Below are 17111 nucleotides of genomic sequence, written 5' to 3' on the forward strand. Positions count from 1 at the left end.
CTGGTGCTCGGGACGAACGGCGCGGCTCGTCGGCCAGCAGCCGGGTCCGGAGGAAGGATCCAACGATGAGTTTCGGTCAATTCTACCAGGACGGTGGCGTGTTCATGCACGTCATCACTCTGCTCACCCTCTTCGTCGGCGGCATGCTGGTGCGACGGATTCGAACCATTCGCCGTACGTTCCGCGATCCCAAGGAGCAGCTCGGTCGACTGCGTCGCGGCGACGTGCTCACGCCCTCGCTGGTGGCTGCGATGGTGATGACCGGCTTGCTCGGCACCGGGCTCGGGTGGATCGATCTCAACATGGCGCTGCAGACCGTGCCCTCCGAGCACTGGGCGATGGCGCAGTCGCTGGGGGGGAGGATCGCCTCCTATCCGCTGGTGTGGTCGCTGGTTTGTGCGATACCGCTGACGCTCGGGCATGGGACGATGCGGTACTTCGAGGAGCGCCTGCGGGCGCTCATCGAGAAGCACGCGTAGGCGTGCGGCACGAGGCCCTCGCACGGCGTGCGCGAGGGCAAGCGACCCCGGGCCGGCCTCGTGCCGGCCCGCTTTTTTCCCGAGCGAGGTGAATGAAACCGTCGAGGGAAGGGACTCCTCCCCGCGAAGGGCCACGGCGGCCCTCGGGAAGCCAGGAGTCGAGACCATGAACGCACGCATCATCCTCGCAGTCGTCGCCATCACCGGAGCCGCAGGTCTGCTGGGCAGTGACACCGCCCACGCGGTCCGGGTCGGTGGGCACGCCGCCATCATCTCGAGCAGCGACGAGAGCTGCACGGCGCTGAGCTACGCGGCGCTCACCAACAACTGCGGCAGCACGATCACCTATACGACCCCGCTGCCCGTGGAGACCAGCGGCAACAAGGCGCTGAGCTTTCGCGGCAGTGGAGCGACGTCGGACAACGACGTCGAGTGCCGCGGCCAGGCGATGAACGACGCCCACACCGGGTACTGGGCCACCGCGTGGACCTCGATGCCGGCGTTCGGCAGCGTGCAGGACGTCAGCCTCGGCAACCTTCACGTGGGAGGCGACGGCGCGGCCTACATGCGCTGCAAGGTCGATGACGGAGCCACCCTGATCTCGATGGAGTGGGCGCAGTAGCCGACTGCGAACAACGACCCACGCGGGTCGCGATCCGATGGACCGACCCGCGATCGCCTCCAAGCCCTCACCGTCTCCAGAGTGGATCATGTCGAACCTACGCACCGGAATCATCGTCCTCGTCGCCGTCTCGTTCGGCGGTCTCAACCTCGCCGATCGCATGTGGGGCACCCCACGGGGGCGCACGATGGAGCGTCGGCTGAACGCGCTCGAGCGCGAGCGCGACGCGCTCGCCGAGCAGACCCGCGATCTACGAGACGAGCAGGTCCGCATGCGTGACGACCAGCGCGCGCTCGCATGGCACGAGACGCGCTCGGCGACGGCGGCCCCCGACCGCGGCGTGGCGATTCGGCCTCGCGCATCATCGAGCCCGGGCTCCGCGCCCGAGCGCTCGATCGACGACCCTCGGGTCGCGACGGCCGAGCCCGCGCCGCCTCCCCCCACCACCGAGCAGCTCCAGCAGGGCCTCGAGCAGGTGTTCGACGAGGGCGACGACGATCCGGCGTGGAGTCGCGGGGCGGAGCAGCAGCTGCGCGACGGCCTCCACCAGGCGCTCGACGGCCGCACCGCGGTGGCCTCGGTGGAGTGCAACGGCACCGTGTGCCGGATCGAGAGCGATCACGACGACATGGCCTCGTTTCGCGGCTACGCCGAGGACACCCTCCTGGGCTCGGACCGCGAGCTGTGGAAGGGGGCGATCTTCACCTCGGTGGTGGAGGGCGACGAGCACGGCGGTCCGGTGACGGCGGTGACGTTCGTGGCGCGCGAAGGCGAGGCGCTGCCGGGAATCGCCGGGTAGGGTAGGCTCGCGAGCGTGCTCCCCGTGGTCGAGCGCCAGCCGCTGCGGCGCATGGCCGGCAACACGATCGGCTTCTCGCTGGCGGTGCTGGTCGACGCTCCCGTGCCCCGCGTTCGCGCCATGCTGGCGGATCTACGCAATCACACCCGGCTGAACCCGCTGATTCACGAGGTCGTGGAGCTGCCGCGCGATCCGGCCGAGCCCGACGCGCAGCGCTGCCGCCTGTACGAGCGCCTGAAGCTGGGACCGATTCCCCTGCGGTTTTGGTACCTCGCCACGGTGCGGGCCGAGTCGGAGCACGCGCTCGTTGCCCATGCGTGGGCCCCCATGGGGGTCCACGTTCACGTGCGCTACACGATGACCCCCGAGGCCACCCGGACCAGGCTCGAAGAGCACGCCGAGCTCACGGCATCGCGGCTGGTGCTGGGCTTCACGGTCCGCACCGCCATCGATGCCCACGCGGCCGTGCTCGAGCGCCTGGCGTCGATCCTCGCGCCCCCGGGCTAGTCGGGTCCGAGCTGGCGCTATCATTCCGCGCATGAGCCTCACCCGCTGGCTGGCCCTCGTGCTGCTCGCGCTGCTCGCCCTCGGCGGAGCAACGGCGGCCGCCCACGAGTTCCGGCCCGCCGTGCTCAGCCTGCGGCAGCTCGAGCCCGGGCGCTTCGCCTACCGCTGGCAGCCGGCCTTCGACGCCAAGCGGCGGCCGCTCGACGACGTGCGCCCGGTGTTTCCCGAGCACTGCGAGCTCGTCCCCGTGGGTTTGGGCAGCGAGGCGGCCGCGGATCCGTGGGTGTCCACGCACGAGCTCGACTGTCAGGGGCGAGGGCTCGGCGAGCTGTCGGTGGCCGGGCTGCGGCACCACCCGGTCGACGTGGTGGTCCGCGTGCGCTGGAGCGACGAGCGCGAGCGCACGGCGGTGCTGCACGGCGAGCGCGATCACCTGGTGCTCGGCGACGGCAGCGTGGGCCAGACCAGCGCCGGGCTGCTGGGCACCTACCTCGCGCTGGGGGTGGAGCACATCCTCATCGGCATCGACCACGTGCTGTTCGTGCTGGGCCTGCTGCTCTTGGTGGGCTGGCACCGGCGCTTGCTCGCGGCGATCACCGGCTTCACGCTCGCCCACAGCCTCACCCTGGCCGCGAGCACGCTGGGGGTGGCCGCGCTGCCGCAGGGGCCGGTGGAGGTCTGCATCGCGCTGTCGATCGTGCTGCTGGCGGCCGAGCTCGTGCACGAGCGCCCCACCCTCACCCGGCGGCTGCCGGGAGTGGTGGCGTTCGCGTTCGGCCTGCTGCACGGGTTTGGGTTTGCGGGGGCGCTGCAGGAGATCGGCGTGCCGCCCGATCGCGCGTGGCTGTCGCTGCTCGGCTTCAACCTCGGCGTCGAGGTGGGGCAGCTGGGCATCATCGCGGCCGCGGGGGTGGTGGGGGTGGTGGTACGACGGCTGCCGCGGCCGGAGCGGTGGAGGATCGCGGCCGCGTATGCGGGAGGTACGGTGGCGGCGGCGTGGACGATCGAGCGCGGCCTCGGGTTGCTGCAAGGGTAGAGATCGAGACCAGCGGCGCTGATACTGGGCCCGCTCGCTCCGCGCCCCCGAGGGCTGATGCCGCCGTGTCAGCCCCAGCGGAGGTCGACGAAGCCCTCCGCGTCCGACCCTCACGTCACCCCGACGCACCCTCGGGCTCGGCCTTAGGGCCAGCGATTGGCGGCCCGGAGCACGTGGGCGGTCGCGTGGGGAGAGGTGAGCCGCTGTCGCGCCCGTGGTGCCCTCGATGAAGGCGCACGTGGTCGAGGCGACCGCCTCACGGACGAATCGTGCATTGCCAACCAAACGGGCCTGCGGTCTATTGGTCTCGATGCGCTCTCGCCTCTGCACCTTCGGCACGCACTACGTGCTGCTCGTCCCCCTGGTGTTGGCGGCCTGCCGGGCGACACCACCCAACGCGGGGGACTACCTGAATTCGGACACCCAGGACGGGACCACGTCCCCTGGGCCGCTCGACTCATCGACCTCGGGGGCCGAGGACACCACGGGAACCTCGGACACCACGGGGGCCTCGGACACCTCGGGAACCTCGGACACCTCGGACACCGGGCTGGAGCCGCAGTGTGGGAACGGCATCGTCGAGGGTGACGAGCAGTGCGACGACGAGGGCGAGTCGAGCGAGTGCAACGACGATTGCACGCCCTCGATGTGTGGGGATGGCTTGGTCAACGAGGCCGCCGCAGAGCAGTGTGATGACGGCGGCAAGTCGGCCAGCTGCGACGTGGACTGCACGCCGGCCGTGTGCGGGGACGGCACGTTCAATGCCCTGGCCGGCGAGGAGTGTGACGACGCGGGGTGGAGCGGCGCCTGCGATCTCGACTGCACCGTGGTGTCGTGCGGCGACGGAGTCACGAACATGGTCGCGAACGAAGTCTGCGACGACGCCGGGGAATCGGTCACATGCAACTCGGACTGCACCGCGGCCATGTGCGGGGACGGCGTCACCAACGTCACCGCGGGGGAAGAGTGCGACGACATGGGTCCCTCGCTCGGCTGCGACGAGGACTGTACCGTCGTGGAGTGCGGCGACGCGACCGTCAACGCGATCGCCGGTGAGCAGTGTGACGGCATGAACCTCGGGGGCGCGACCTGCCTCGGCGAGGGCTACGACGGCGGCACCCTGGCCTGCGATGCTGCGTGCATGCTCGATCTCGCGGGCTGCCACGAGTGTGGCGACGGGGTGATCAATCCCGGTGAGCAGTGCGAGGGAGCCGATCTGGGCGGGGCCACCTGCCTCGGCGAGGGCTACGACGGCGGCACCCTGGCCTGCGACGCCGCGTGCATGCTCGATCCCGCGGGCTGCTACGAGTGTGGCGACGGGGTGATCGACCCCGGCGAGCAGTGCGACGGAGCCGTCGTGGGAGGGGCCACGTGCCAAGCACTGGGCTTCGATGGCGGCGGCCTGGCATGCGACGCGGACTGCAACTTCGACGCGAGCGGCTGCTACGCGTGCGGGGACGGGGCGGTCGATCCGGGCGAGCAGTGCGACGACGCGGGAGAGTCGGCCACCTGCGATCCCGATTGCACGCCGGCCGAGTGCGGCGATGGCTTCGTCAATGCGACGGCGGGCGAGGCGTGTGACGACGGCAACCTGATCGACAACGACGCGTGCAGCAACGCATGCGAGCCCAACGTCGACCCGCAGTGCCTACAGCCCTACGTCGAGCTCAGCCTCGCCGACCGGCACGTCTCCTTCAACGACGGCGACGGGGGCATCGAGTACTGCGACAACGGTGCGGGCGATGGTCAGTGGCAAGGTCTGGCCTGGTATCGCTTCACCGGAGCGGCCGGCACCCTCATGCCCGAGTCGGCGCCGCCGCTCTACGCCTGCGGAACCGACGCTCCCGGCTGGCTCAATGGTGTGCATCCAGGCGTCGAGGATGGGGTGGTCCCCCGGCAGGTCTGCTTCCACTGGTCGGGCAATACCTGCCTGTGGAGTACGAACGTCCAGGTCGTCAACTGCAGCGACTTCTACCTGTACTCGCTGCCCAATACCGGTCCCTGCCAGCTCCGCTACTGCGGAGCCGACGCACCCTGACGAGCGGCGAGCGGCAGGTCCAGCCCCATCAGCCTCGACGGCGACGAGAGTGTCTCGGGGAACGTGCCGAACGGTACAGAGGAATCGGGTCACGATCGCCGCCGTGATCGAACCCATGCGTAGCGGTGCGGAGTCGCGCACCCACTGGTTGACAACGCCCGCGCTTCGGCCCATTCCTTCGCGCGACGAGAACGAGGAATTCATGTCGATGACGATCATGCGCTCGATCCTGGCGCCCGCCCTGCTCGCGGCGGCCCTGCTCCCCATCCCGCAAGCCGCGGCCTCCAACTACCCGCCCGACTATCCCACCTGCGGCATCGACGACTACGTCACCACGGGGCCGTTCGAGCTCATCAAGGAGACGGTCGATCACGGCACGCACGTGCGTCTCACCGTCGCGTACCGCGGCTACCTCCGTAACTGGTACGCCGACGACGAGATCTCCTTGTGGATCCGGCTCAACGGAAATGACGTGTTCGTGCCTGCCGCCGCTGGCACCCACGACGACGCCTACGCGTTCTTCGACAATGGCCCACGCAGTTGCGTATGGTGTGCGAACGGCCAGCAGGGCGGCTATGTGCCCTCGCCGTGCGAGGGCATCACGTTCCCGCCGTACTCGAGCGGCCAGTGGGTCTGCAGCGACCCCACCCCCACCGAGCAGTACCTCTTCTCCTGGTCGCACGACCAGTACGGCAACCAGAACGCATGGGACATCGATGTGGCCGCCGAGGCCAACGGCGAGTGGGACAGCAATTGGGGCAACAACTTCTACGGACGCTTCGAACCGCGCAATAGCTGCAACTACTAATCGGGGGTCGAGACGATCGACGCGGATTCCAGGCGTTCCGAGGTGGTGGGCTCAATCCTGCTCGGCCACCAGCGACACGAGCGTGTCGCAAGCCCACACCTCGACCACCGGTCGCGTGCCCTCGCACTCGGTGCACCGAAACGCGCTGGTCTTGGTGACCACCCCCACCACCTCCGACGACGACGCGGACCGCAACCGCGTTCCTCGGCGAAGCTCGACGGCAGGGTTGGGTCTCGAGCCTCCGAAGCCAGCCCCCGATCCCCTCCCCCAAGAGTCTTCGGGTCGACGCAGCGCGCTGGTCGACACCCAGCCCGTGACGTGCACCGTGCGGCGGTCCAGCGTGACCAGAGCGTACTGGCCGCGACGTTCGTGGATGATCACGGCGGGTGTAGGCCCACGATCGGTCGGACGGAGACGACCGAACGTCTTGCCTCCGGGCGCGGTGCGCAGCGTGGTCTTTCGGACCAGCACGTGGGTCCCCGCGGGCAGCTCGGGCAGCGACGCCTCCGTGCTCGAGTACACGACGTCGATCGCACTGTCGTCGACCCACCCGGTGACGTCGACCGCCTCGTCGTGGTAGTGCAGCGCGGCGCGCCCCTCCTCGGCCTCGACGCGCTCGATGAGCCACCCCACCTTGGGGCGAAAGCCGACCGTCGTGGGGTCGATCGTCGACGGTGCGGTGGGGCCCGGCGACGCGAAGGCATCGGGGACGGCGATCACCTCCTCGAGCGCGGTCGCCTCGACGTAGGCCGCCACGGCGGAGTTGCGGGACCGACACAGCAACCGAGGACGTCGCGGCGTCGCCGTGCGATCGTCCTCGATCACCACGTCGGGCGACGCGACCCGCCGCTCTCCATCGCCCTTGGCCAGCACGTCCCCCTCGTGATTCTCGAGCAGATCGGCACCGCTCCAGAAATACGCCCGCTGCGGGTAGAGCTCGAGCGCCTGACCGTCGAGCACGGCTTGGGCCCACTCGGGAATCTCGGGGGGCGGCGGCTCGACTTCGACCACCGGCTCGGCTTCGACCCGCGGCTCGGCTTCGACCCGCGGCTCGGCTTCCTCGGCGCCCTCGGTCTTGGGGCCCCCCTCGTCGTCGGAGCGAGGCGAGGCAGCCGGCACCTCGATCTGCGCGCCACCCGATACCGCGCGAGACGTCGTGCACCCCACGGCGAGCGGGGCGAGAACCGCGAGCAAGGCCTGGACTGGGCGACGCATCACTCGTTCGTGCCAACGCAGAGTACAGGATCGCGCTCACCAAGCCAACGCGCGACGCGGCGACGATCGAGACCCGCATCCAAGTCCATGAGATGCTCGCGTGGGCGAACGCGGCTCCGGTGTTCAACTGCAAGATCGTCTACTGGGGGCCCTCACTCGCGGGCCGGACGACGAACATGCAGGTCATCTACGATTCGTTGTCGCGACCTGGCCCAAGGGCGTCCAGGCTCCGAAGCCAGCCCCCGATCCCCTCCCCCAAGAGTCTTCGGGCCGACGCAGCGTGCTGGTCGACACCGAGCTCGTCCTCAGTCGCGCAGCCTGATGTGCAGGCGAAAATCTCGGTGCCCCCGCGCCGCAATCAGCAGCACTTCATCCGCGGACGCGGGCTCGAGCAGCAAGTTCCGGTCGTCGCGAAACATGCCCGGCTCCGTGCGCTCGATCGTGCGGGGCTCGAGCCCCGGCCCGAAGAACGAGATGGTCGGCTTGGCGATCTCGTAGTTCGACACCTCGAGCGTCAGGGCTTGCCCCTGGCGCAAGCCCACCGTCCAGTAGCGCCAACGTCGGTCCACGTGGCCTTGCTCGTAAACCTCCACATGAACTCTGTCGCCGACGCGTAGCACGATCGCCTCGTCGGGGTGCAGACCGGTGGGGCAGCCGCTGGGGCGGGGCTGACCGTCGAGCGCCGACGCAACCGCGCGCAGGCGCTTGGCGCAGGCCTCGACCAGCGCGAGCCGGCCATCGTGGGGAAGCCTGCCGTCGGGAGGATGGACCTTGCCGATCCACGGGTTCCACGGCTCGGAGGGCATCGGGGCGCTCGAGTCGATTTCGTCGGCGGAGTCGTGGCCGTCCCACCACCGCAGCAGGTCCTCCCGCGTCATCGCTGGGCCGCCCTCGGCGGGGGTCATGAAGTGCCTGAGCACATCGTCGGAAATCAGCCGCTCGTCGTGCAGCCGCACACGAGCCACGAACTGGTTGGCCAGGCGCGACGCCTCCCATTGGGGCACGGTGATCTGGTCTCGGGCGAAGGCCTCGCGGATGTGGGCGTGCAACCCCACGACGTGTCGGCGGTGCCACTGCGGCAGCGCGTCCATCACCGAAGTGATGAATTCCTGGGTGTCGGCGTGTTGGGCACTCGAGAGATCATGCAGCTCGTCGACGCGGATGACGGCCCGGGCGTCCGGCTTGAAGTACTGGGGCTGGTACTCGACCATGAAGGCCGTCGCGGGGGCGGCCGGGGGTCGGGTCCGAAGACGGGAGACGGTCGCGGCGGCTGGGGTCTCGTCATCCGACCACAGGGCGGGCACGCGCGTCTCGTACAAGTCGATCGTCTGCGTCGCCGTGACTTCGAGCAGGCCGTGCTCCATGAGCAGATCGATCGGATCGTGACTCCTCGTCCATGGGGCGTATCGCTCGGGCGCATGGATCCGCATGGCCACGACCTCTCCGTGCTGGTCCACGTAGTTGAACCAGTCCGCCCAGCCCTCCTTCGGGCCGATCACCAGCCGGAACTCGCGACCGTCGTCGACGAGCGGCACCTGAAGGTCATGCTCGTGACGGTATTGCTCGCGCGCCGCCAGGATGAAGCGCTGCATGTTCACACTGCTCAGCCACTGCAGCGTGCGCAACTGGACGACGAAACGCCGCAATCGCTCAGCCACGGCGAGGAGGGTGTCGATCTCGTCCACGTATTGCTTCTGGATGGACGACGGTGCCATCACGAGCAACTGCAGGAACGCATCGGCTCCGCGCGCGAACTCGACGGGGTTGGGCAGCCCGTCCTTGGCTCGTGGTAGCGACGGACCGTGCCAGTCCCCGAGCGTCCTGCCCGAGAGCCGGACGAGCGCCGGGAGGAGCCCGAAGACATACTCCACCGACGGCGCCGCTCTCAGCAGCGGCATGGCGTCGGTGAGGCTCGCGACCGGGACCGGCGACAATGAGCCCAAGCTCATCGCCGCACTGAATGCACTGCGGGTTGCGTGCACGAAGAAGAAGGCCATCGACTCGCGGAGCTTGAGCTCGGCCGTGTCCGACAGCTGCGGGCGAGCCTCCTGGAAGAAATCGAAGGTCGACTGCAGCGTCCGGGCGAGCTCGGTCTCGATCTCGTCCCGCGCGGTTTGCAGCTCGACCGCGATGATGACGTCCTGCCCGTGGAGGATGCGCCCGAGTCCTTCGGCGAGCTGATCGAGCTCGCGCTCGATACCTCCCAGACGCGTGCGAATGTCGCTCGTGTCCTGTAGGATCGCATCGAAGCCACTGTCGAGGGCCTGGAAGATCCGATCGAAGTTGCGCTGGGTCTGCTGCGAGAACAGTCGCAGCTCCTGTCGAAGCGCGGCGACGCTCTGCTTGAGCTCCCGCATGTCTCGCTTGATCTGCCGCAGATCCTCCTTCATCTCGTCGAGAGCGCGCAGCACCCGGGGATCGTCACTGCCGCGCGTGGCCCCGAAGATGCGCATGCCCGCCGCCAACGCCCCCTGCACGGCGACCCCCGGGCCCATGCCCAGTGCCACGGCGCCGATGATGCCAGCGATCTCGTTGCGCCCACCGAAGACGGCCGTGGCCACGGAGGCTGCGGCCGCGTCCCCCTGTCCCAGCAGCAGCGATGCGCCGATGTCGAGCAGAGGCGCGAACTTCTCGGGCACGTGCCGGGAAACCTCGTTGCGCAGCAGGTCGAGCGCCACCGCCTGCGGCTGGGCAATCCCCGTCATCAGCCGACGAAACGCATCGACGGAGGCGGGGGCGAGACCGAGTCGCTCCAGGGTTCGTACGACAGGGCCTGTCAAGGCCGCGCGCCCCTCCGGACCGAGCGCGGCCCCGAATGCGCGGAGCCGATCGTCACCCGAAGCGAGGGCGGCGTCATACAGCGCAGCGGCGACGCGACGCGTGGTCTTCGAGTCCTGGTCGCCGCCGGCGACGATGTCCAAGGCCAGGCGCGCGCCCTTGGAGCCGCGTGCGGCCCAGCGCAGGTCGAGCACCGCCGCTCGATCCTCGTCGAACAGGGAGGGGCGTGCAGCGAAGGCCATGGTCGTGGCGCCAGCGAGCCCGTCGGTCGCGGGAGCGTGCATGACCCTGGCGGCGTCGGTAACCGGATCTGCGTGTGGCGCCGTCGGTTCGACCGCAGCCAGGAAGATCTCTCGCTCGGCACGCTCGGGAAGGACGGAAAGATGAATGTGATCCTTGTGACCGTCGAGCACCGCCTGGGAGTACTCGAAATGCTTGCCCTCACGCAGGTTGCCATCGTGTCCATGGAAGATCAGCTGGTCGATCTGGAGCACCACCACGTTGTCACCCAGGTACGGGAGGATCTCGTCGGCTCGCTCCTCGTTCCCGATGTCGATGGCTCGCCCCAGGTAGTGGTGGCTGGTGGGCGAGTGACTGCCTCCCGTGACGGAGCTGATGCGGATGGGGCCGGCGTTGGTGACGAGCTCGACGACCAGCTTTCGCAGCGGCCAGCGCGTTTCGTCGAGCAGCTGGTCACGCAACGTGGATACGTGACCGGCGTCGAACGAGATCCGGCCGGAAGCGATCAGCGCTTCGAGTTGGGTACGGTACATGGGAGTGTGACGCAGCGTGACTGCACGGCCACGCTAGCACGAGCACCCGGACCGGATGCCCATTGAGGAGCGGATCAAGTGCTCGAGTCGGCAAACGCTCGATTCGAGCGCCTCGCCCGACGGAGGATCGCTCGCCGTCTCCGGTCCGAGCGGCCGTCATTCAGGCCGGCTGCTGCGGAGGTTCTGGGTGGCCATGGGGTCTTCGCGGAACCGGTGCAGCGGAAGCCAAACGGTGCGCATCGCGGTGGTGGGGATGCGTCGGGGTCGCACGCGCCTGGCAGTGGCATGCCGAAGACGGGAGTCGCGGAATGGCGCTTCCCTCGACGCTTGAAATACTTGTCGCGACGTGGGTAACATCCGCGTCGGGCTGGTTGGTGTTCGGCTGGCTCGGATCCGCATGCTCGGGTCCGCATGCTCGGATCCGCAGATTTGGATCCCCTGTTCGGACCCGTAGATCGAAAGGGCGCATCGAAGTGACGAATTCGTCGGTTCCCGTGGTCGCGACGTGCGGCCGCCACTGGGTGGTCGAGTATCACGGCTGTCGTAGCGTCCTGCTCGACGATCATGCCACGATGGCCCAGTTGCTCCGCAGCGCCGCCGAATCGGCGGGCGCGACGGTCCTCGCCGTGCACATCCACGGATTCGAGCCGCGAGGCCTCGCAGGGGTGGCCGTGCTCGCCGAGTCGCACCTTTCGATTCACACCTGGCCAGAGGTGGGCTACGTGGCCGCTGACCTCTATACATGCGGTCGGTGCGACCCGGCGCGGGCGCACTCCATGCTGGCCACCGAGCTCGAAGCCAGCCGATCCGAGATCATGGAGATCGCGCGTGGTGGGCACGGGGAGCGCTCGCTCGGGCTCGTCCGCCTGACCAGCGAGGTCCACGAGCCGAGCCGAGCGATGAGTCGGACGGTCGAACGGCACGGCTGAGCGCGATCGGACGAGCTCGTGGCACCCATGGGGATCCACGCGGGCGAGCGTCACTTGCAGTACGACCGAAGCTCGCCGCGCCGACGGATGTCGAGCGTGGCGCAGTGAAAGCCCCCGCCGTAGACGTAGTAGCCCATGAACGGGCAGGGCACGGGAGTGAAGCCCCATGCGTCGAGCATCTCCATCAGCGGCTCCTGCGTGGCCTCGACCAGCACCCGCTGAGGGTCGAGCATGAGCACGTTCATCGTCAGCCATACGCTGCTCAGCTCGAGCACCCCCTTGATCACCGGCGGTGGTGCGTAGCGGCAGTCCCAGTCGTCGAGAGCGGCGGGCAGCTGCTCGCGCACGATGTTGTCGGGGTTGATCAGCGCCTTGCCCGGCGCCAGCGGCATGAACGTGGTGTCGATGTGCATGGGCTGCCGCGAGCGGCTCTCGATTCGGTGGATCCGGTACCGCTCGCCGAGGTGTCGGCGCAGCCACTCGATGCCGAACTCGTTGGTCACGTTGCTCCGTGTATAGAAGATGTCGCGACCGCAACGGACGAAATCGGCCGCATCGAAGGTGCAGTCCCGCTCGGAGACCGAGTATCGAACGGGCTCGTCCTTGCCGGGAACCACGTAGCCCTCGTCGTAGAAGTCGTCGGTCAGTCGGGGCTTGGGCGCGGCGGTCCAGCGGGCGCCCGTGCGGAAGTACTCGTGCAGCAACGAGCGATAGGCGTGGGTCTCGAAGTATCGCGAACGCCAAGCCGTGGGCGTCTCGAGGATCTCGTCGCCGAGGACCATCAGCAGGTCGCGCGGGTTGGCGAGGCTGTAGCCTGCCGCGCAGTGCCAGTCGGGGGTCGAGTAGGCGCCGGTTTGGGGTAGCGGATCCGGGCGTCGAACCTCGATTCCACTCGACTCGAGAATCCCCAGCAGCGCATCGAGGTCGCGCTGCGCGGCCTCGACCAGGGGCTCGGGGGCGGGGCGCCCCGACATGCCCTCGAGGAGGCTCCATGCATGACGAGGCGCGGTGGATCGGAGCGATACGTGCCACGGCGGTACGGCAGCGCCGGTGACCCGACCCACGATGACCTCTTCGAGTGGATCCCATTCATTGTGCGAATTGACGATGGCTTTGGGGGTGCTTTGGTTGGACATCGATCTCCGCCCCGAAGGTCGCACGCGGCGGCTCGCAATGCCATCGCATCCGCGGGAGGCAAGAAGCTGCGAGATCGAGCATGATTCATGTGCAGAATCGTTCGGACGATTTCGATCAGTGCTCGTTTTCGTCGCTCGGAGCGGTCTTTCCCTCCGGTACTTTCCCCGCTACTCTTCCTCCGTCTCGAGGCATTGCCGCTCGAGACCGTGGTGCCGAACATGTCCAGTGAGTCAGGAATCGTGCGCATTCCACCGTTGGTGCTGAGTGGAACGGGGGTGCACGCATGCTGCCATCTGGCCATCCCGGCATCACTGCAAGACTGCCTGCACGACACTTTTGCTGAGACGTCCGTGGCGGAGCTGGCACGGGCAGCGGCCCTCGCGGTGCTGCTGCGCATGAACGACAACAAGGCTCATGTCGTCGCTGCGGTGGATACTGACCATGGACGGGCTCGACGCCTCGTGCCCATGCACGTGTCCTTGGCATCCGATATCCCGATACGCGCCGCGCTGAGCATGGCCATGGACATCATGGAGGCCATCCGACACGCACCGGCAGATGTGCCAGATCGCGAGCTCGAGGGCCTCGTGAACCCGCGGACCGGCCGGCCGAGCGTGGCCATCGCCATGGCCGATCCACCCCGGGATGCCTGTGCCGACCTGGTCGTCGCCGCGACCGAGGCCGAGGTGATCGCAGCGGCCGTCGATGCGACGAGCGCACAGTGGCTTGCGCAGGCGATGGCGGAGCGGATCCTGGTCATGCTGCAGCACGCGGTCGCCCACTCGCAGCCGCGGCTGGACGCGGTGGACTATCGCTCGTCGGCAGACCGGGTGATCACCGAACGCTGGCACCAGCCGGTGGTCCGGGACGACGTCCTGTCCATGACCTTGCCCGAGCACGTGGCCCGGCTCGCCGCCACCGATCCGGATCGGGTGGCGGTGATGACCCCGGCGGGCGATACGACCTACGCTCAGCTCGAGCGCGCGGCCGCTCGGCTCGCCGGGCTCCTCCGGCAGCGCGGGGTGACGTTGGCCACCCGCGTGGGCGTGTGCCTGGACCGCACGCTCGAGCTGGTGGTGGCGTACCTGGCGGTGATGCGACTGGGCGGCGTGGTGGTGCCTCTGGATCCTGCCCACCCAGATGCCCGGCTTGGATTCATCGTCGCCGACACGGGTCTCACTCATGTCATCTCCCACGACACATATGCGCCACGATTTGCGCAGCCCCACGTACTGGTGCTCGACCGCATGAGCGACGACCCCGCTCATGTACGAGGCGAGGTTCCGTGGGCGCCCGTGGATCCAGCCGCGTCCGTGGCCATCGTCTATACATCGGGCTCCACGGGCCAACCCAAGGGGGTGCTGGTCACCCAACGTGGCCTCTGCAACAGCGCACGGTCGATCCTCGAGCAGGCCGGTGGTGGCCCGGACGAGCGCGTGCTCTCCAATGTGCCAATCGGGTCGGTCAGCTCGTTCTTCGATCTGTTCCTGTCCCTGCTCATGGGTGCTCGGATCGTCCTGCCGGATCCTCACGTGCTCCGTGACACCAAGGCCATCGTGTCTGCGGTCCAGAAGTACCATGCCAGCTATGCTCTCATGGCCCCCTGGCTCTTGCGGGCTCTGCTCGACGAGCCGGCGATCGGTGGCTGCACCACCTTGCAGCGAGTGCTCGTGGGTAGCGAGATCATACCCGACGCGCTCCGTGACCACTTCCACCGGGTCCTGAGCAAGGCGACCCTGTGCCATGCCTATGGCATCTCCGAGGCTGCGTGCGTGGTGCTGAGCTCGACGTGTCGAGCCGACGGCCCGGGCCCGGTGGTGCTCGACCAGATCGTATGGAATTCGTACATGGTCCTGCTCGATGAGAGCGGACGACCCGTTCCCGTCGGCGTGCCCGGAGAAATCCATGTGGGCGGCGCATGCCTGTCGGATGGATACCTTCACCGGGAGCTCGGGGAGGGGCGCTACCACGAGCTGATGCTCGCGGACGGTACCCGCCGGCGACTGTATGCGACCGGCGACCTGGCGTACTTCCTGCCAAGCGGGGCGCTGCGCTACCTGAGCCGGCGTGACTTCCAGGTCCAGATTCGCGGCTTCCGGGTGGAGCCGGCGGAGGTGGAGCACGTGCTCCTGGCACTCGACGGGGTCGAGCAAGCTCTGGTGGTGGCGCGAGACAGCGAAGGCACGCCCGTGCAGCTCGTGGCCTACTTGGTGCTGTCCACACCGAGATCCGCCACCGAGCTACGCACCGCGCTGGCCGAGCAGCTGCCCGAGCACATGATCCCATCGCTGCTCGTGTCGATCCCGGCCATTCCGTCGACTCCCAACAACAAGCCCGATCGCAAGGCGCTGCCCCCACCCACCAGGCAGACGCTGCTGCGCAGCGCACCCTGGGTGACGCCACGCGACGCGCTCGAGCGCACACTCGCCGGGTTGTGGGCCGAGGCCGTCGACCTGGCCGCCGAAGACATCGGAGTCCACGACGACTTCTTCGCGCTGGGCGGTGATTCCATCCGGTTCTTGGGGCTCGCGCAACGAGCTCACTCCTTGGGGATCCCGATTGCCCCCACCGACGTGCTACGGGCACCGACCATCGACATGCTTGCCCGTCGGGTACGCGAGCACGGTGCTCCACCCAGCCGCCTCCCGGAAGCCACCAAGAGCGCCGAGCCGACCGACGAGCTGCCACTCCTGGAGATGCAGTGCCAGCTCCATACATGGGCCCGCCGGGCGGGGAGCACGGTGGAGCGCCACAACATACCCGTGGCCGTGCGCCTCGTGGGTTCATTGGACGTGGAACGCTTGCGTGCAGCGATGCAGGGGGTGATCACACGGCACGCGGCCCTGCGCACCTGCTTCGTGGGAGTGGGAAGGCCAGCCGCTGAAGTCAGGCAGAGGATCGTACCGGCGGCGGCGGTGGACATGCATGTGGACGATTGCCCAGCGGGCGGCCCTGCCGAGGCACTGGCCGGACTGTTGGACATGATGTCTCGGGCCATGGACCTCTCCCGGGCGCCGCTCATGCGTGCCCGGCTGGTGCGGGTGGAGCCCGAGGAGCACCTGCTGCTCATGGCGATCAACCACATGGTGTTCGATGGCAACTGCGTGGCTCTGTTGGTGAGCGAGCTCGCGCGCGCCTACGACGACATCGCCTGGGCGGCCTCGCCTGTCCCTGGGCTCGACGAGATCGTGCGGGCCGAGCTTCGTGCTCGGACGACACCTGCCGCCCAAGAGGCGCGACGGGCCATGCGCGCGCGCATCGGCGAGGCGCTCCCCTTGCTGCCCGACGCTCACCTGGGCTCGGAGCCCACCATGCTCGGGCGTTCGATGACCTTGGACCAACCGGTGCTTCGTGACGGCCGACTCTCGGTGTTTCAGGCCTTGCTGGGCTGCTTTCAGTGGGCGTTGCACCGCTGGAGCGGCCACCCGCGCATGGTCACGATCGTCGCCGCCAGCGGACACCGTGCACCGGCGTGGGCCTCCGTGCTGGGGCCGCTGTTGACCGAGCACGCGATCATCACCTCGACCGGACCCATCGAAGAGCCGGTGCCGAGCTTCATCACTCGGGCCCGCGATGCCTGGCTCGAGTGCGTCCTCGCCGACGATGAGCTGCCGCTCTCGAATCAGTGTCTGGACGAGCTCGAGGCCGAGCAGGGGCGTCGGCTCCTTCAGGGGTACTTCGTGCTCAATCGCGCCGACCCGATGCCGCCGTTACGGAGCGCAGGCCTGGCCTGGGAGCTGGTGCCGGCCCATCGCTATGCCGAGGCCCATCAGATCGACTTCGAAGAAACCGCAGACATCTCCGTGCTGGCCACGGAGGTCGCAGCGGGGAAATACCGCCTGCACCTGTGTGGGCGCTCGGACTTGCTGGGACTGGCGGAGCTGGAGCGCATCGAAGACGGCTTTTGCGATGCGCTCCAGGTGAGCCTGGTCTCTGGCCAGCTCTTCCGCCACGGCCCCGGACACGAGCAGCAGCCATCATGAGCGAATC

At 68.5% G+C, this 17111-nt stretch carries 12 protein-coding genes; 9 read left to right on the forward strand and 3 right to left on the reverse strand.

Annotated elements, in window-relative coordinates; translation table 11 throughout:
* Positions 1 to 65 precede the first annotated feature (65 nt).
* The 7 genes from OEB96_RS30485 (at position 66) to OEB96_RS30515 (ending at position 6289) form a co-directional block, all read left to right on the forward strand.
* On the forward strand, positions 66 to 479 hold the full coding sequence (locus OEB96_RS30485) for a hypothetical protein (protein ID WP_266220312.1): 414 nt from the start codon (positions 66 to 68) through the stop codon (positions 477 to 479).
* Positions 480 to 645: 166 nt separating this feature from the next.
* Positions 646 to 1101 (forward strand): hypothetical protein, encoded by a 456-nt coding sequence (locus OEB96_RS30490; protein WP_266220313.1) that lies wholly within the window; start codon positions 646 to 648, stop codon positions 1099 to 1101.
* 88 nt (positions 1102 to 1189) lie between these two features.
* A complete protein-coding gene (locus tag OEB96_RS30495) occupies positions 1190 to 1900 on the forward strand; it encodes a hypothetical protein (protein ID WP_266220314.1) in 711 nt (236 codons plus the stop codon).
* A gap of 15 nt (positions 1901 to 1915) precedes the next feature.
* Positions 1916 to 2407, forward strand: a complete 492-nt coding sequence (locus OEB96_RS30500) for a hypothetical protein (RefSeq protein ID WP_266220315.1) — start codon at positions 1916 to 1918, stop codon at positions 2405 to 2407.
* 31 nt (positions 2408 to 2438) lie between these two features.
* The gene (locus OEB96_RS30505) at positions 2439 to 3443 is read left to right on the forward strand and encodes a HupE/UreJ family protein (RefSeq protein ID WP_266220316.1); all 1005 of its coding nucleotides are present in this window, start codon (positions 2439 to 2441) and stop codon (positions 3441 to 3443) included.
* A 310-nt stretch (positions 3444 to 3753) separates the two neighbouring features.
* Positions 3754 to 5481 (forward strand): DUF4215 domain-containing protein, encoded by a 1728-nt coding sequence (locus tag OEB96_RS30510; protein ID WP_266220317.1) that lies wholly within the window; start codon positions 3754 to 3756, stop codon positions 5479 to 5481.
* A gap of 202 nt (positions 5482 to 5683) precedes the next feature.
* Complete coding sequence (locus tag OEB96_RS30515; RefSeq protein WP_266220318.1) at positions 5684 to 6289, forward strand: hypothetical protein; 606 nt, start codon at positions 5684 to 5686, stop codon at positions 6287 to 6289.
* 51 nt (positions 6290 to 6340) lie between these two features.
* Here the strand turns inward: OEB96_RS30515 and OEB96_RS30520 are convergent, their stop codons facing one another.
* Complete coding sequence (locus tag OEB96_RS30520; RefSeq protein ID WP_266220319.1) at positions 6341 to 7504, reverse strand: hypothetical protein; 1164 nt, start codon at positions 7502 to 7504, stop codon at positions 6341 to 6343.
* A 305-nt stretch (positions 7505 to 7809) separates the two neighbouring features.
* Positions 7810 to 11055: a hypothetical protein gene (locus OEB96_RS30525; RefSeq protein WP_266220320.1), complete on the reverse strand. Its 3246-nt coding sequence runs from the start codon at positions 11053 to 11055 to the stop codon at positions 7810 to 7812.
* A 308-nt stretch (positions 11056 to 11363) separates the two neighbouring features.
* Between OEB96_RS30525 and speD the strand changes: the two genes are divergently transcribed.
* Positions 11364 to 11984 carry an adenosylmethionine decarboxylase gene (speD, locus tag OEB96_RS30530; protein ID WP_266220321.1) on the forward strand — a complete coding sequence of 207 codons (621 nt, stop codon included), beginning with the start codon at positions 11364 to 11366 and terminating at the stop codon, positions 11982 to 11984.
* A 50-nt stretch (positions 11985 to 12034) separates the two neighbouring features.
* Here speD and OEB96_RS30535 read toward each other — a convergent pair whose 3' ends face one another.
* Positions 12035 to 12958 carry a hypothetical protein gene (locus tag OEB96_RS30535; protein WP_266220322.1) on the reverse strand — a complete coding sequence of 308 codons (924 nt, stop codon included), beginning with the start codon at positions 12956 to 12958 and terminating at the stop codon, positions 12035 to 12037.
* A gap of 513 nt (positions 12959 to 13471) precedes the next feature.
* On the opposite strand from OEB96_RS30535, the gene OEB96_RS30540 reads away from it, so the two are divergent.
* Positions 13472 to 17104, forward strand: coding sequence for a non-ribosomal peptide synthetase (locus OEB96_RS30540; protein WP_266220323.1), 3633 nt, complete (start codon positions 13472 to 13474; stop codon positions 17102 to 17104).
* Positions 17105 to 17111 lie beyond the last annotated feature (7 nt).

It is taken from the genome of Paraliomyxa miuraensis (assembly GCF_026337845.1).
Taxonomy (GTDB): Bacteria; Myxococcota_A; Polyangia; order Nannocystales; family Nannocystaceae; genus Paraliomyxa; species Paraliomyxa miuraensis.

Bases quoted from the DNA above. Each gene is read 5' to 3' on its own strand.
- OEB96_RS30485 (WP_266220312.1), top strand. From the start codon at position 66: ATGAGTTTCGGTCAATTCTACCAGGACGGTGGCGTGTTCATGCACGTC.
- OEB96_RS30490 (WP_266220313.1), top strand. From the start codon at position 646: ATGAACGCACGCATCATCCTCGCAGTCGTCGCCATCACCGGAGCCGCA.
- OEB96_RS30495 (WP_266220314.1), top strand. From the start codon at position 1,190: ATGTCGAACCTACGCACCGGAATCATCGTCCTCGTCGCCGTCTCGTTC.
- OEB96_RS30505 (WP_266220316.1), top strand. From the start codon at position 2,439: ATGAGCCTCACCCGCTGGCTGGCCCTCGTGCTGCTCGCGCTGCTCGCC.
- OEB96_RS30510 (WP_266220317.1), top strand. From the start codon at position 3,754: ATGCGCTCTCGCCTCTGCACCTTCGGCACGCACTACGTGCTGCTCGTC.
- OEB96_RS30515 (WP_266220318.1), top strand. From the start codon at position 5,684: ATGTCGATGACGATCATGCGCTCGATCCTGGCGCCCGCCCTGCTCGCG.
- OEB96_RS30520 (WP_266220319.1), bottom strand. From the start codon at position 7,504: ATGCGTCGCCCAGTCCAGGCCTTGCTCGCGGTTCTCGCCCCGCTCGCC.
- OEB96_RS30525 (WP_266220320.1), bottom strand. From the start codon at position 11,055: ATGTACCGTACCCAACTCGAAGCGCTGATCGCTTCCGGCCGGATCTCG.
- speD (WP_266220321.1), top strand. From the start codon at position 11,364: ATGGCGCTTCCCTCGACGCTTGAAATACTTGTCGCGACGTGGGTAACA.
- OEB96_RS30535 (WP_266220322.1), bottom strand. From the start codon at position 12,958: ATGTCGGGGCGCCCCGCCCCCGAGCCCCTGGTCGAGGCCGCGCAGCGC.